This window comes from Pseudomonas sp. JY-Q, from assembly GCF_001655295.1.
Taxonomy (GTDB): Bacteria; Pseudomonadota; Gammaproteobacteria; order Pseudomonadales; family Pseudomonadaceae; genus Aquipseudomonas; species Aquipseudomonas alloputida.
In genome coordinates, this window is the sequence record NZ_CP011525.1 from 5,390,201 (window position 1) to 5,403,343 (window position 13,143).

At 57.5% G+C, this 13,143-nt stretch carries 13 protein-coding genes, 6 tRNA genes and 2 pseudogenes; 12 read left to right on the forward strand and 9 right to left on the reverse strand.

Translation table 11 applies throughout. From position 1 onward, the window contains the following. The first annotated feature begins 11 nt into the window (after positions 1-11). The 4 genes from AA098_RS24160 to AA098_RS29370 all read left to right on the forward strand — a co-directional run bounded on the left by AA098_RS24160 (position 12) and on the right by AA098_RS29370 (position 4,517). Entirely contained in the window at positions 12-1,040 is a 1,029-nt protein-coding gene (locus AA098_RS24160; protein WP_011911495.1) for an IS30-like element ISPsp7 family transposase, read from the forward strand. A gap of 116 nt (positions 1,041-1,156) precedes the next feature. Further along, positions 1,157-2,896: a hypothetical protein gene (locus AA098_RS24165; protein ID WP_156747532.1), complete on the forward strand. Its 1,740-nt coding sequence runs from the start codon at positions 1,157-1,159 to the stop codon at positions 2,894-2,896. A gap of 338 nt (positions 2,897-3,234) precedes the next feature. Further along, positions 3,235-3,723, forward strand: a complete 489-nt coding sequence (locus AA098_RS28935) for a hypothetical protein (RefSeq protein ID WP_082916925.1) — start codon at positions 3,235-3,237, stop codon at positions 3,721-3,723. Between the two features lie 173 nt (positions 3,724-3,896). After that, on the forward strand, positions 3,897-4,517 hold the full coding sequence (locus tag AA098_RS29370) for a hypothetical protein (protein ID WP_156747533.1): 621 nt from the start codon (positions 3,897-3,899) through the stop codon (positions 4,515-4,517). Position 4,518: 1 nt separating this feature from the next. On the opposite strand, the pseudogene AA098_RS29965 reads toward AA098_RS29370, so the two are convergent. The 3 genes and pseudogenes from AA098_RS29965 to AA098_RS24180 all read right to left on the reverse strand — a co-directional run. Further along, positions 4,519-4,713, reverse strand: a pseudogene (locus AA098_RS29965) (integrase arm-type DNA-binding domain-containing protein); the annotation flags it as partial. A gap of 161 nt (positions 4,714-4,874) precedes the next feature. Then, positions 4,875-4,950, reverse strand: a tRNA-Thr gene (locus tag AA098_RS24175). Positions 4,951-5,021: 71 nt separating this feature from the next. After that, on the reverse strand, positions 5,022-5,432 hold the full coding sequence (locus AA098_RS24180; RefSeq protein ID WP_012051131.1) for a pilin: 411 nt from the start codon (positions 5,430-5,432) through the stop codon (positions 5,022-5,024). Between the two features lie 216 nt (positions 5,433-5,648). Here AA098_RS24180 and AA098_RS24185 point away from each other — a divergent pair. The 4 genes and pseudogenes from AA098_RS24185 (at position 5,649) to yacG (ending at position 8,545) form a co-directional block, all read left to right on the forward strand. Next, positions 5,649-6,856: pseudogene (locus AA098_RS24185) on the forward strand (type II secretion system F family protein). 2 nt (positions 6,857-6,858) lie between these two features. Then, a complete protein-coding gene (locus AA098_RS24190; RefSeq protein WP_003247536.1) occupies positions 6,859-7,725 on the forward strand; it encodes an A24 family peptidase in 867 nt (288 codons plus the stop codon). Further along, positions 7,725-8,348, forward strand: coding sequence for a dephospho-CoA kinase (coaE, locus tag AA098_RS24195; RefSeq protein ID WP_004575721.1), 624 nt, complete (start codon positions 7,725-7,727; stop codon positions 8,346-8,348). Before AA098_RS24190 ends, coaE begins: the two co-directional genes overlap by 1 nt. Then, positions 8,345-8,545: a DNA gyrase inhibitor YacG gene (yacG, locus tag AA098_RS24200; protein ID WP_064615059.1), complete on the forward strand. Its 201-nt coding sequence runs from the start codon at positions 8,345-8,347 to the stop codon at positions 8,543-8,545. The genes coaE and yacG overlap by 4 nt, the downstream gene beginning before the upstream one ends. 109 nt (positions 8,546-8,654) lie before the next feature. Here yacG and AA098_RS24205 read toward each other — a convergent pair whose 3' ends face one another. Beyond that, positions 8,655-9,338, reverse strand: coding sequence for an energy-coupling factor ABC transporter permease (locus AA098_RS24205; protein ID WP_003247542.1), 684 nt, complete (start codon positions 9,336-9,338; stop codon positions 8,655-8,657). 110 nt (positions 9,339-9,448) lie between these two features. Between AA098_RS24205 and AA098_RS24210 the strand changes: the two genes are divergently transcribed. From AA098_RS24210 to AA098_RS24225, 4 genes are all read left to right on the forward strand, one after another. Further along, positions 9,449-9,880 carry a hypothetical protein gene (locus AA098_RS24210; RefSeq protein WP_060538607.1) on the forward strand — a complete coding sequence of 144 codons (432 nt, stop codon included), beginning with the start codon at positions 9,449-9,451 and terminating at the stop codon, positions 9,878-9,880. A 55-nt stretch (positions 9,881-9,935) separates the two neighbouring features. Beyond that, positions 9,936-10,565 (forward strand): DUF1780 domain-containing protein, encoded by a 630-nt coding sequence (locus tag AA098_RS24215; protein ID WP_003247546.1) that lies wholly within the window; start codon positions 9,936-9,938, stop codon positions 10,563-10,565. Between the two features lie 132 nt (positions 10,566-10,697). Continuing rightward, positions 10,698-10,871: a DUF3094 domain-containing protein gene (locus AA098_RS24220; protein WP_008091951.1), complete on the forward strand. Its 174-nt coding sequence runs from the start codon at positions 10,698-10,700 to the stop codon at positions 10,869-10,871. A gap of 84 nt (positions 10,872-10,955) precedes the next feature. Next, positions 10,956-12,251: an NAD(P)/FAD-dependent oxidoreductase gene (locus AA098_RS24225; protein ID WP_003247549.1), complete on the forward strand. Its 1,296-nt coding sequence runs from the start codon at positions 10,956-10,958 to the stop codon at positions 12,249-12,251. Between the two features lie 190 nt (positions 12,252-12,441). On the opposite strand, the gene AA098_RS24230 is transcribed toward AA098_RS24225, so the two are convergent. The 5 genes from AA098_RS24230 to AA098_RS24250 all read right to left on the reverse strand — a co-directional run bounded on the left by AA098_RS24230 (position 12,442) and on the right by AA098_RS24250 (position 12,884). Beyond that, positions 12,442-12,517 (reverse strand) — tRNA-Lys (locus AA098_RS24230). 5 nt (positions 12,518-12,522) lie between these two features. Next, a tRNA-Pro gene (locus tag AA098_RS24235) sits at positions 12,523-12,599 on the reverse strand. Positions 12,600-12,645: 46 nt separating this feature from the next. Continuing rightward, positions 12,646-12,721: transfer RNA gene (locus AA098_RS24240), tRNA-Lys, on the reverse strand. Between the two features lie 6 nt (positions 12,722-12,727). Then, a tRNA-Pro gene (locus AA098_RS24245) sits at positions 12,728-12,804 on the reverse strand. Positions 12,805-12,808: 4 nt separating this feature from the next. After that, positions 12,809-12,884, reverse strand: a tRNA-Asn gene (locus AA098_RS24250). Between the last annotated feature and the right edge of the window lie 259 nt (positions 12,885-13,143).

Below are 13,143 nucleotides of genomic sequence, written 5' to 3' on the forward strand. Positions count from 1 at the left end.
GTGCTGCCCCTATGTCTTATACCGAACTCAGCGTTGAAGAGCGCGCCACCATTCAAATCGGTCGTACCCAAGGCTTCAGCCTGCGCAGGATTGCCTGCTTGATCAACCGATCCCCTTCGACCATCAGCCGTGAGCTGCGCCGTAACCGAGGTGCTTGCGGTGGCTACTCGGCCCGTCTGGCTCAGCAGCAAATGCAGGCCCGCCGCCAGGTTTGTCGACCGATGCGAAAACTGTTGCCGGGTAGCGAGCGCTTCGAACTGGTGACCCATATGCTGCGTGAGCGTTTGTCTCCCGAGCAGATTGCCGGCAAGCTGCGCAGCATGAACATACCCAACCTGCGAGATGCCTACGTCTGTCGCGAGACGATCTACAACGCGATCTATGCCCTGCCAGTGGGTGAGCTGCGTAAGGAGCTGATCATCTGTCTGCGCCAAGGCAAGACGACGCGCCGGCCGCGCTCTGGTGGCGTGGATCGGCGCGGCCAGATCCCCGAGATGGTCAGTATTCATGTGCGCCCGCCGGAGATTGAAGACAGGCTGATGCCGGGGCATTGGGAAGGCGACCTCATCAAGGGTAAGGCCAACGCCTCGTCCGTCGGTACGCTGGTGGAACGCACCAGTGGCTACCTGATGTTGGTGAAGATGAACGACGCAACGGCGACTTCGGCGCTGGAAGGCTTCAGCGCCGCGCTCAATAGCATGCCGCTGGAGATGCGCAAGAGCATGACTTACGACCAGGGCCGGGAGATGGCGCGACACGCCGAGATCACCCAAAGAACCGGCGTGGCGATCTACTTCTGCGACCCGCACAGCCCCTGGCAGCGCGGCAGCAACGAAAACATCAACGGCCTGATTCGCCAGTACTTGCCCAAGGGCACAGACCTGTCGGTACATAGCCAGGAGGAGCTGGACGCCATTGCGCTGCAACTGAACATGCGACCGCGCAAGCGCTTCGACTTCAAATGCCCCATCGAGGTGATGGGAGAGGTCATGCAAAATGCCATGGCAATGCGGCATGATGCTCCGGTTTCAATTCAATAACCGTGTTGCACTCAGCTCCTGCAACCGCCAGCCATAAGCCACGGTGGCGTCCAGACGGGTACGGATTTGGCGAACCTTTGACTAGATTGGAACCGCGAATCGAGTTCATCCGCGAAATGACGGACATGGTATTGGATTGGCATAGTTACTCTATTGATAAACTATACAATCTAGTTGAGCAAATATCTTTCTTTTCAGAAGAAGATCAAAGTCACGTCTGGAAAATAATCGTCAAGTGGGCCCAGCAAACTGCTAGTGATAGCGATAAAGCCGCAATGCGCGAAAAAATCCGTGTGACCACTCTCTCCCGCCGTGCCTTAATACATACAAAAAAGAATGGTAATACATTGGGTTTAGCCGCCACTAGAAAAGAGGTGTACGCAGCATTAGAACCTCTTGAAATTATCAATAAGCACTCTTGGTTATTCCGAAGTGGATGGATCCAAGAGTCGGCAGATGACTCCGAAAAACTAGAAGAAGTAGACTTTAAAGCTAGGGAAGAGCGAACGCAAGATATGAGAGTCAATGCGTTGCGCGAAATATTTGAACTTCAAGGTTCAGCCGGAATCCTAGAGCTTGCCAAACTGGGTCAGGCTTCTTGGATAGTTGGATCACTATTGGCGAACTATGTCCTTTCGAGAAAAGACCTTGAAGAACTGTTGACTTTCACTCTGCCTTGCATAAAAGAGAATAGTGAGTACGCAGGTCTATATAAAAATTTAGTTAGAGGGCTAATTCGCTCTTTGGCAGATAACGACCTACGTAGGGGTGTTATTGAGAGCGTCACCAAAGGGCATCCGGAAGTACAAGTAGTAGAAATTCTTTTGCTCTCGACATTTTCCAGGGATACTTGGGCTTGGGTAGATACTCTCAGTGTTGAAAGTCAGAGCAAATATTGGGAGGAGGTAACGCCTGAGCATATCCATGACTCGCCGTCCGAATGCAATGAGAGCGTCGAAAGATTGTTGAACCATGGTAGACCGCGAGCAGCTTTCTCGGGAGTATGTCACTCATTAAAGAAAATTAACCCGGATATTCTTGCAAAGCTATTATGGGCCGTAATTCAGCCTGGGAAAGAGCAGGCAGGTCACTACATGCTTGATATGTATTATGTGCAAGAAGCCTTCAAACAACTTAATGATAGTGGCATTTCAACAGTTGACCAAATGGCAAGCCTGGAATTTGCTTATATTGATATCTTAGGGGAGTCTTTAGGGCGCCAGGAGGGCTATCAAATACCTAATCTCGAGCGATATATTGAATCGCATCCAGAGTTTTTTGTTAAAGCGATCTGTTGGATATACAAGCGAAGTGATGAAGGAGCAGACCCAGTTGAACTACAGGTCATGGAAGATCAAAGGCGAGTCATGGCAAAACGAGGAATGAAATTGCTTCACTCGCTGAACAACATCCCTGGACACAATGAAGATGGAGAGTTGGAAGCGACGTTGCTATTAAGTTGGGTTGTCGCCGTTCGGGATGCCTGCGACATGTATAGCCGATACGGTAAAGCCGACTATTGGATCGGAGAACTACTAGCGCATGCGCCTGTGGGCATGGATGGTGTATGGCCATGCGAACCCGTACGCGAAGTAATTGAACACATCCAGTCGGAAAAAATGGTACACGGTGCCCAGATCGGCACTTTCAATATGCGCGGAGCCCATTTCCGTGGTGAGGATGGTGCACAGGAGCGCGAACTTGCAGAAAAATACCGTTCATGGAGTGAGGCGCTGAGAATTTCTCACCCGTTTGTTTCCTCCCAACTACTATTAAACTTAGCGACAAGTTATGACTATGACGCTCTCAGGGAAGATACAAATGCGGGAGTAAGACGTCGTCTCAATTCGCATTGAGTGCGATGAGTCGTATTTATAAATGACTCACCCGGAAGTTAACAATGCTTAGTGTTCGCTTCTGGCCGAAAGCTGCCCTCCATGAGCGGCAGCTTTCCACCCATAGCTACGTGCACGGCCAGAGGAGGTCCTTCAGAAGCCTCAGCCGGTCGCGCGTTCAACCCTCTTAACCCGCCCTGTGGGTAGCACTACTGACAGGGCTTCGTACATGAGTTATAACGAAAGGCATCATCAAAGGTTGATATCAGACAGCTATCAAGCCTAGGATGGGCCTTCCTTTGCTCGCTGAACCACGAGCATAGCCATAAAGGCCATTGAATTCAGAGCAGAGTCAGCTAATGACGAAGAATAGTCTCCCTCCGCTAGTAGAAGATATTCGAGATGGCAAAGTCACTTGGCAGCGCCTAGACAACCTGAATTATGAATTACTTGGTTATTTCTTATCCTGCCACCTCATAATCGAACACTACCTTGATGAGTATCTAAAGACCCGATATCCAAAATTGGACTGGGGAGCATCGAGGCAAACATTCGGGCAAAAAGTAGCGCTACTTGCCACAGACAATTACCCGGAAGAATACAATTCTATTCCCGCGATAAAACATTTGAACAATCTTCGGAACAAGCTCAGCCACAATATCGATTTCAAGATAGGTTGTGCGGACTTGCTTCCGCTGTCTCATTACCTGAAAAAGTGTTGCGGGCCTGAACTTGAGCAACCAACCGAGCCTAGGGAAATTCTAGATCTCTTTACCTCGATGGTATGTGTTTGGTTTGCCTCTGGCATAAGCTCAACAGCTTATCAAACACGGCACACCAGGGAGTGAGTGCCGTTCTGTTACAGGCTGTCGTTGGCTTCGAATCAATTTCAGCCGACTCCCGTAGGCAGCTATAGGCCGGAGTCTACGGTATCTGACACATAGCTCTACAACCACAACGGTAGCCCGGTTTGGAAAGCTGAAGATCATCGTAAGCAAGGGATACCTCTGGAGATTAACTTTTGACCATTGCAGCGCGAATTCAGGAATGCACAGCAAAGCTTGCTCTAGGAGATGCCGAGAATGCGTTCATCCAACTCGCAATTGCCATCGATGGCACAGCCAAGCTGCTTTATCCAGGAAAGAAGACATCTGAGCGCTGTAAAAAATTCTTGAAAGACAGCCTTCCTTTCATTCTCTGGTCACTGACAAATGGAACACCAGCTAAAACTACCAGCCTTTCATTCGAAGTTTCGACCTCTAGAGATTCTGGGGAATGCATTGAATTCGAAGACCTTGTCTACAAAGTGATGCGCTGCTCCTTACTCCATGATGGCGAACTCTCGGATAAAGTAGAGTTTGTCAACGCTCCCAAGGTCGGCATACTCAATGGCAGAGTGCAGTTTCCTTTGGCATTACTTGGATCTTTGCTCTTCGCAGTGATCGCCAGCCCCGTGAACGAGCGCCAAAGAGTTTCCGACTCAACCTCATTCATATTTGGCAATACCAAAGTACCTGTAAATCATATGCTTGGAAGCTTGGAAAAAACTAAAATGGCAATCCGAAACGGTTTCTTACATGACGCGGAGTACTTGCTTGAGAGTTTGAATACCGAAGCCAATCGTGAACGACAAAAAAACTAATCAGCGCTGGGTAGTTGCCGAAGGTGGCCAGCCCCTCTCTGCCATCCGGCCGCTTGAACTTCATGCGCCAGATCTTGCTGCCGTTCTTCTTGACCAGCAGGAACAGGCCCTGACCGTCGAACAGGGTGTAGTCCTTGTCCCGCGGCTTGGCGGCCTCGCATTTGGGGTCTGAGAGGGGCGTAACGGTGCGTGCCATAGGTATACGTTTTCTCGTCGAACCGGCGTATACCTTAACGTATACCTAAAATCGGTAGATGCCTAGTGACAGAATGAGACAGCCAGAGACAAGAAAGCCCGCACTTGGCGGGCTTTTCAGGGGATTCCGTGTACAAGAAGAGACATATCGGAACAATAGAATGGTGCCGGAGACAGGAATCGAACCTGCGACCTTCGCGTTACGAGTGCGCTGCTCTACCGACTGAGCTACACCGGCGTGTAGCGCAACGTACCACTGCTCACACCCGTAACGCAAACCCCTGTTTCCACTGGTTTATTGCCCTGCCCTCAAGCCCCCTTGCACCCTTTGGGCGCCAGGTCTTCCTCGATGTCGGTCGTGCACGCCCAGCCGCTGGCCGAACGCGTCAGGGTCAGGGCCTTGCCCAGTGCGTTGGCAGGCGCATCCACCAGGGTGCATACAATGCTGCCGCTACCATCCGCGGCCTTGCCGCTCGCCGTGATCGCACAATGCGCCGTCGCCGGCTGGCCACCCAGGGCGGCTACATCCGCGACATCCTTTCCATCATTCAGCCGCAGATCCATCGCCGTCTTCAGCGCGCTGATCTCCAGCAACCCGGCCGCGGCCTTGGAGCGTGCCTGGTGGTTGGTGTACATCGGTAAGGCGATGGTCGCCAGAATGCCGATGATCGCGACGACGATCATCAGTTCGATCAGGGTGATACCGCGTTGCCCTTTCATGAACGTAGTTCCTTTTTGATTCGCTTACACATTGAGGTCAGTTGCGCCCCAACCGGCAGCGGCGCAGTAGGCCTGAACAGACACCTTTTGTCACCCCTGCCCGCACGGGCGTCATCTTCGCTGAACTACTCTAGTGAGCATCACGGACGCGTGCCCTTGCATGGACGCGGCAAGCTGTTTCCAGGCTTGTCGCCGGGGCTGAACAAGGACCTTTGCATGACTTCATCTTCACTTCTCTACCGCTGGCACGGCACCGACGCCAATGGCGCGCCGGTCAGCGGTCAAACACCCGGGCGCAGCCCGGCTTATGTGCGCGCCGGGCTGATTCGCCAGGGCATCACGGTGGCGAGTTTGCGGCCGGCCAGCGGGCTGGCGTTCAGCTTGCCAAAGCGGCGCGAAAAGGCTGACCCGGCGGGGTTCAGCCGGCAGTTGGCGACGTTGCTCAAGGCCGGGGTGCCGCTGCTGCAGGCGTTCGAGGTGATGGGCCGCAGTGGTTGCGATGCGGCGCAGGCGGCGCTGTTGGAAGATTGAAACAGGATGTGGCCTCGGGCCTGGGGTTGGCGGATGCGTTGCAGCGTCACCCGGCATGGTTCGATGCGCTGTATTGCAACCTGGTACGGGTGGGCGAGCAGTCCGGTACGCTCGACCGGCAGCTGGAGCAGCTGGCCGGCATGCTGGAACAGCGTCGGGTGCTGCACAAGAAGGTGCGCAAGGCGATGATCTACCCGCTGCTGCTGTTGCTGACCGGGCTCGGGGTGTCGGCGATCTTGTTGCTGGAGGTGATTCCGAAATTCGAGAGCATGTTCTCGGGCATGGGCGCGGCGTTGCCGGCATTTACCCAATGGGTGATCAACTTGTCCACAGGGCTGAGCCGGTTTGCGCCGCTGCTGCTGGTGATGGGCTTAATGCTGGGTGTTGCCGTGCGCCAGCTTTACCGGCAGCACGCGCCAGCGCGCCTGTGGATCTCTGGGCGGGTGCTGGGCTTGCCCGTGTTTGGCAAGTTGCTGGGGCAGGCCGCGTTGGCGCGGTTTGCGCGCAGCCTGGCAACGTCCTACGGCGCCGGGGTGCCGTTGCTGGATGCGCTGGGGACGGTGGCGCGGGTAACAGGTGGCGACCTGCACGAGCAGGCGGTGTTGCGGCTGCGCCAAGGCATGGCCAATGGGCAAGGGCTGAACCAGGCGATGGCCGGTGAACCGCTGTTTCCCCCCTTGCTAGTGCAGTTGACGGCCATCGGTGAATCCAGCGGCACGCTGGACCAGATGCTGGAAAAAGCCGCCAGCCATTACGAGGAACAGGTCAGCCAGGCGCTGGACCAGTTGACCAGCCTGCTGGAGCCGGCCATCGTGCTGATCCTGGGCTTGCTGGTGGGTGGCCTGGTGGTGGCGATGTACCTGCCGATCTTCCAGTTGGGTAGTTTGATCTGAACATGACTTTATGGGCTTTGCTGGCTGAACAGCCAGCGTATTTCCTCACCCTTGCCACGGTGCTCGGCCTGCTGGTGGGCAGCTTTATCAACGTGCTGGTATATCGCCTGCCGATCATGCTGGAGCGCCAATGGCAGCGTGAGGCGCAAGAGGTATTGGGGCTGCCGACCACGCAGCACCCGCGTTTCGACCTGTGCCTGCCCGCCTCCCGGTGCCCACACTGCGCGCACCGGATTCGTGCGTGGGAGAACATTCCGGTCATCAGCTACCTGGCCTTGGGCGGGCGCTGTTCGTCCTGCAAAAACCGCATCAGCCTGCGTTACCCGGTAGTGGAAGTGGCCAGCGCGCTGCTGTCGCTGGTAGTGGCCTGGCGCTTCGGCGCTTCGGTAGAGGCGTTGCTGGCGTTGCCGCTGACCTGGTGCCTGCTGGCGCTGAGCCTGATCGATGCGGACCACCAGCTGCTGCCGGATGTGCTGGTGCTGCCGACCATGTGGCTAGGGCTGATCGTCAATGCCTTTGGCATCCATGTGCCCCTGGCCGACGCACTGTGGGGCGCAGTGGCCGGGTACCTCAGCCTGTGGACGGTGTACTGGGTGTTCAGGCTGGTCACCGGCAAGGAAGGCATGGGCTATGGCGATTTCAAGCTGATGGCGCTGATCGGGGCGTGGGGGGGTTGGCAGGTGCTGCCGTTGACGCTGCTGTTGTCGTCGGTGGTGGGGGCGCTTGTTGGCCTGTGCTTGCTGCGTTTTCGCCGGCATGCCTTGGGCACGGCTATCCCGTTTGGCCCTTATCTGGCAATTGCGGGGTGGATTGCCGTGCTCTGGGGTGATGAAATATACGCCTCATACATACAACTGCTTGGATACTGATGACCACTGCGGCCTTTACCCCCTGGATTCTCGGCCTGACCGGCGGCATTGGTAGCGGCAAAAGTGCCGCTGCCGAGCGCTTTGTCGAGCTTGGCGTGCACCTGGTCGATGCCGACCAGGCCGCGCGCTGGGTTGTCGAACCTGGCCGCCCGGCCCTGGCCAGCATCGTCGAGCGCTTCGGCCCGGGCGTGCTGCAGGGCGACGGCCAGCTCGATCGCGCCGCCCTGCGCCAGCTGATTTTCGCCGACCCGGCGCAACGCAAGTGGCTGGAGCAACTGCTGCACCCGCTGATCGGTCAGGAGATTTTCAGCTATCTGGCCAAGGCGCAGTCGCCTTATGCGGTCTATGTGTCGCCGCTGCTGATCGAATCGGGCCAGCACCACAAGACCCAACGCGTACTGGTGATCGATGCGCCGCAGGACCTGCAAATAGCCCGAACCCTGGCGCGGGACAACACCAGTGCCGAGCACGTGCAGGCCATTTTGCAGGCGCAGTTGGCCCGTGAGGATCGCCTGCGCCATGCCGATGATGTGGTGGTCAACGACGGCGGCCTGGCCGCGCTGCATGAGCAGATTGACCGCCTGCACCACTTTTACCTGACTTTGAAAGGAGGCCAGCCATGAGCCAGCCATTGACCGTCGATTGCCCAACTTGCGGCGCGCCTGTGGAATGGAGCGAAAAAAACGCGTTCCGACCGTTTTGTTCGGACCGTTGCAAGCTGATCGACCTGGGCGCCTGGGCAGCCGAGGAGCACAAGCTTGCGGGGTCGGAAGGGTCCGAAGATGAGCTGTATTCGGGGGACCTGGAGCCGCGGCATTGAGCTGATTGCAAGGCGGCTGTGCCGGCCTGTGGGAGCCCTTTCGCGACACAAGGCCGCTCCCACAGAGACCGCGTCAGGTTTTAGATGTGATGGCAGAGCCGCCGCATGATCATCGCTCCTCTTCCTTCCACGGCGCCTGCAGGTACCGCGTCCGGTTGAAGGTTTCCAGCCACTCGGGGCAAAACACCACCAGCGCACTGATCACCATGCCGTTGATGAACGCCTCGGGGAACATCATCAGCCACAGGTAGCCGACAAAGTCGCTGAGCCACTCCGGCAGGGCAAACCGCCCGTCGAGCCACAACAACCCTAGCGCCGCCGGTACGCAAACCAGCACGGTGAGCGCTGCCGGGAAGAACCCCGAACAGAAGATATAAACGAACAGGTTTCGCGGCTGGGCGCGCTCGACCACTATCGCGCACACCTCGGTAATCAGCACCGGCAAACCAATCAGCAACAAGCCGTTCACCCCCAACGCCGCCAGGTCTTGTCGCCCAAGCGCCAGCAAGCCAAGCTGGGCCATGAAGCCACCCAGCACCGCCAGCGGCCAGTCCAGCAACAGGGTGACCGCCGTCATGCCAATAAAGTGGTACGACACCCCGGTATCAAAGTCGCGCCGCACCAGCCACAGCGCAAACAGGCAGAACACCGTGCCAAACAGCAAATGCTGGCGGCGCCGGTCGGTAAACAGTTCAACCCAGCGAACCCGGCTCACCGCCCAGATCAACAACGGCACATAACCCAGCCAGCCAAGGGTAAGGGTGGTGCCGGATAACACCTGCGCGCTGATCACCTAAACAATACCCTTTGCAGCCATGTGGATAAAACCGAGTCTACACCCATTCTCCCATTCCTTCGGCTGCGGTAGGCTGACGCTTCCATTCGATGCAGGAAGCATTGGTCATGCTGGAAGGAACCAACCCCACCCTGCTACTGGCAGCGGCACTCAACGCCATCATCGGCGTACTTCACCTGGCCATCATCGCCGTGGGGCCGCGTTGGTACCGTTTGTTCGGGGCCGGTGAGCGCATGGCGGTGGCCGCCGAAAAGGGCCGCTGCTACCCGGCGCTGATCACCGCCGCCATCGCCTGCGTGTTGCTGGCCTGGTCGGCCTATGCGCTATCGGCTGCCGGGGCGATCGGGCGGCTGCCCTTGCTGCTGCCAGTCATTTGCCTGATCACCCTGGTGTACTTGCTACGCGGCCTGCTGGGGCCAGGATTGCTGGCGGGCACCGGGCGTTCGCAGCGTTTTATCGTGGTCAGTTCGCTGATTTGCCTGGGCTTTGGCGTGGTGCATCTGGTCGGGCTGGTGCAGCAGTGGCCGGTGCTGGGCTGATTTTCACGCTTAAACAGCATCTTACCGTCATCGATTAGCGGCTAAGCTTGTCTGCATGGATGACTCAGACTACCTGCGCCTGCTTACCATCCAGGCCGAACAAGCCAATGCCTTTCTCTCCAACGCCCGTAAGTGGGAGCGGGAGCGTTGGGTGTGCCAGCGCCTGTTGCAGGGGCTGAACATTCCCTACCGCAGCGAGGACTTCACCCCGGCGGGGCAGGAGCCACCAGACGTGCTGTTCCGCGACGCCGCCTTCGAGGTGTTTTTCGTGCTCGACGAGGGCCGCAGGCTGAACGATGAATGGCGCGAGGAGCTGCAGCGGCGACGCAGTGCGTTTTCCCTGGCACAGCTGGTACGCCGCGAAGCACGCCCACGGCGCATCAGTGCCACCGAACTGCTGGGGCGCCTGGCGCCCACCTTGCGCAAAAAGGCACACAATTACCGGGAACGCGGGCTGGAGCTGAACGAGCTGGACATCATCGCGTTCTCCAGCCTCAAGCGCGAAGTGCTCGACCTCAACACCCACTTCCCGCCGCCTACCGAATACCTGCGCCAAGGCTGGCGCTCGCTGTCGCTGGTCGGGCCAACCTTTGCCCGGGTACTGTTTGCCCACCCTGATGCGCCGGATTTCCTGCGCGGCAACCTGGGCCGCAGCATCGTCTTCGACGTAGGCATCAGTCTTTGATCCAGTGCAGCGACTGTTTGCGATGGCGTACACTCGGCGCCAGGGATAGAAAGCATTATCATTTGTTTCAAGCGCCTGCGCGAACGCTGTAGCGTTTGCGCAGTCACAAACGTCTACCTGACGAGGCCCACCATGACCAGTCGCCTGAACCCGGAAGATCAGCGTCGTGTCGATGAGTATCTGCGAGCCCCCCAGCACCAAGTCGAGCGCAGGCCCTTCCGGCCGTGGCTGCTCCTTGTGCTGGTGCTGGCCGTGACCATCGGGTTGGGTCTCATCAGCCGCCTGCTGAGTGGACTGGTGCTATGAGCTGCTTCGCGCTCGCCCTCCCCTCGCGCAGTTTGCGGCCGGCCCCCAGGGCCACGAATTCCGTAAACCTTATGAGATATTCCCATGACTCATCGCATCGTGATTGTCGGCGGCGGCGCCGGCGGCCTGGAACTGGCGACCCGCCTGGGTAAAAGCCTGGGCAAGCGCAAGCAGGCCGAAATCACCTTGGTGGACACCAACCTCACGCACATCTGGAAGCCACTGCTGCACGAAGTGGCCGCCGGCTCGCTGAACTCCTCGGAAGACGAACTGAACTACGTGGCTCAGGCCAAGTGGAACCACTTCAATTTCCAGCTGGGGCGCATGAGCGGCCTGGACCGTGAAGGCAAGCAGATTCAACTGGCTGCCACCCTCGACGAAGAGGGCCGCGAGCTGCTGCCTGCGCGCACCCTGGGCTACGACACCCTGGTGATTGCCGTGGGCTCCAACACCAACGACTTCGGCACCCTGGGCGCAGCGCAGCACTGCCTGTTCCTGGATACCCGCAAGCAGGCAGAGCGTTTCCACCAGCAACTGCTGAACCACTACCTGCGTGCCCACGCCGGCGACGTGGCCAGCGAGAAAATCAGCGTGGCCATTGTCGGCGCCGGTGCCACCGGTGTAGAGCTGGCGGCCGAGCTGCACCACGCTGCCCACGAGCTGGCGGCCTATGGCCTGGACCGCATCCAGCCCAAGGACATGCACATCACCCTTATCGAGGCGGGCCCGCGCGTTCTGCCGGCGCTGCCGGAGCGCATCAGCGTACCGGTTCACAAAACCCTGGAAAAACTCGGGGTGAAGGTGATGACCAACGCCGCAGTCAGTGAAGTGACCGAGGACGGCCTGAAAACCAAGGACGGTGAAGTGATCCAGGCCAGCCTGAAAGTGTGGGCAGCCGGTATCCGAGCGCCAGGTTTCCTCAAGGACATCGATGGCCTGGAAACCAACCGCATCAACCAGCTGGTCGTGCGCCCTACCCTGCAAACCACCCGCGACGACAACATCTTCGCCTTCGGTGACTGCGCCGCCTGCCCGCAGCCTGGCAGCGACCGCAACGTGCCGCCGCGCGCACAGGCGGCGCACCAGCAGGCTTCGATGCTGGCGCAAAGCCTGAAGGCGCGCCTGGAGAACAAGGCCCTGCCGACGTACGAGTACAAGGACTATGGCTCGCTGGTGTCGCTATCGCGCTTCTCGGCGGTGGGCAACCTGATGGGTAACCTGATGGGCAGCGTGAAGCTGGAAGGCTGGCTGGCGCGGATGTTCTATGTGTCGCTGTACCGCATGCACCAGATGGCGCTGTACGGGTTCTTCCGCACGGCGTTGATGATGCTGGGCAGCAAGATTGGCCGGGGTACCGAGCCGCGCCTGAAGTTGCACTAACAGGCGCCCCCATGCCCTGTAGGCGCGGGTTTACCTGTGAATGCGATGGTGGCTGCACTGCCGCATTCGCGGGTGAACCCGCTCCTACAAAGGGGTGGTGTGGCAAATAGATGCAGGTGGGATTGCACCGATGGGCGCATTTTTCGAGGCAAAAGAAAAAGGGCATCTCATGCGAGATGCCCTTTGTTCATGGTGGGTCGTGTAGGATTCGAACCTACGACCAATTGGTTAAAAGCCAACTGCTCTACCAACTGAGCTAACGACCCAAAAATGGTCGGGGTGAGGGGATTCGAACTCCTGACATCCTGCTCCCAAAGCAGGCGCGCTACCGGACTGCGCTACACCCCGAGTGTTTCAAAAAAAAGGGCATCTCTTTGAGATGCCCTTTTCTACATGGTGGGTCGTGTAGGATTCGAACCTACGACCAATTGGTTAAAAGCCAACTGCTCTACCAACTGAGCTAACGACCCGGAAAATGGTCGGGGTGAGGGGATTCGAACTCCTGACATCCTGCTCCCAAAGCAGGCGCGCTACCGGACTGCGCTACACCCCGAGATTGGCTCCGCGACCTGGACTCGAACCAGGGACCCAATGATTAACAGTCATTTGCTCTACCGACTGAGCTATCGCGGAACTGAACTTCGGTACAACTCCGAAGACTGTGTTCGCTTCGGACTCTTTAGCTTCTTCGCTTTCGCGTTGTCGCTGCTGAGGCCGGCTATTCTACATTCTTCGTTTTGCTTGTCAACCACTTTTTTTCATTCAACTTACTGATTTGTAAGTTGTTTTGCGATCACTGATGTTGCTGGTGATTCGCTTAGTGCCTGACAACGCGGCGTATATTAGGGGCACTCTAAATTTGATGCAAGCAAAAATTTCAAAAATTTCAGGC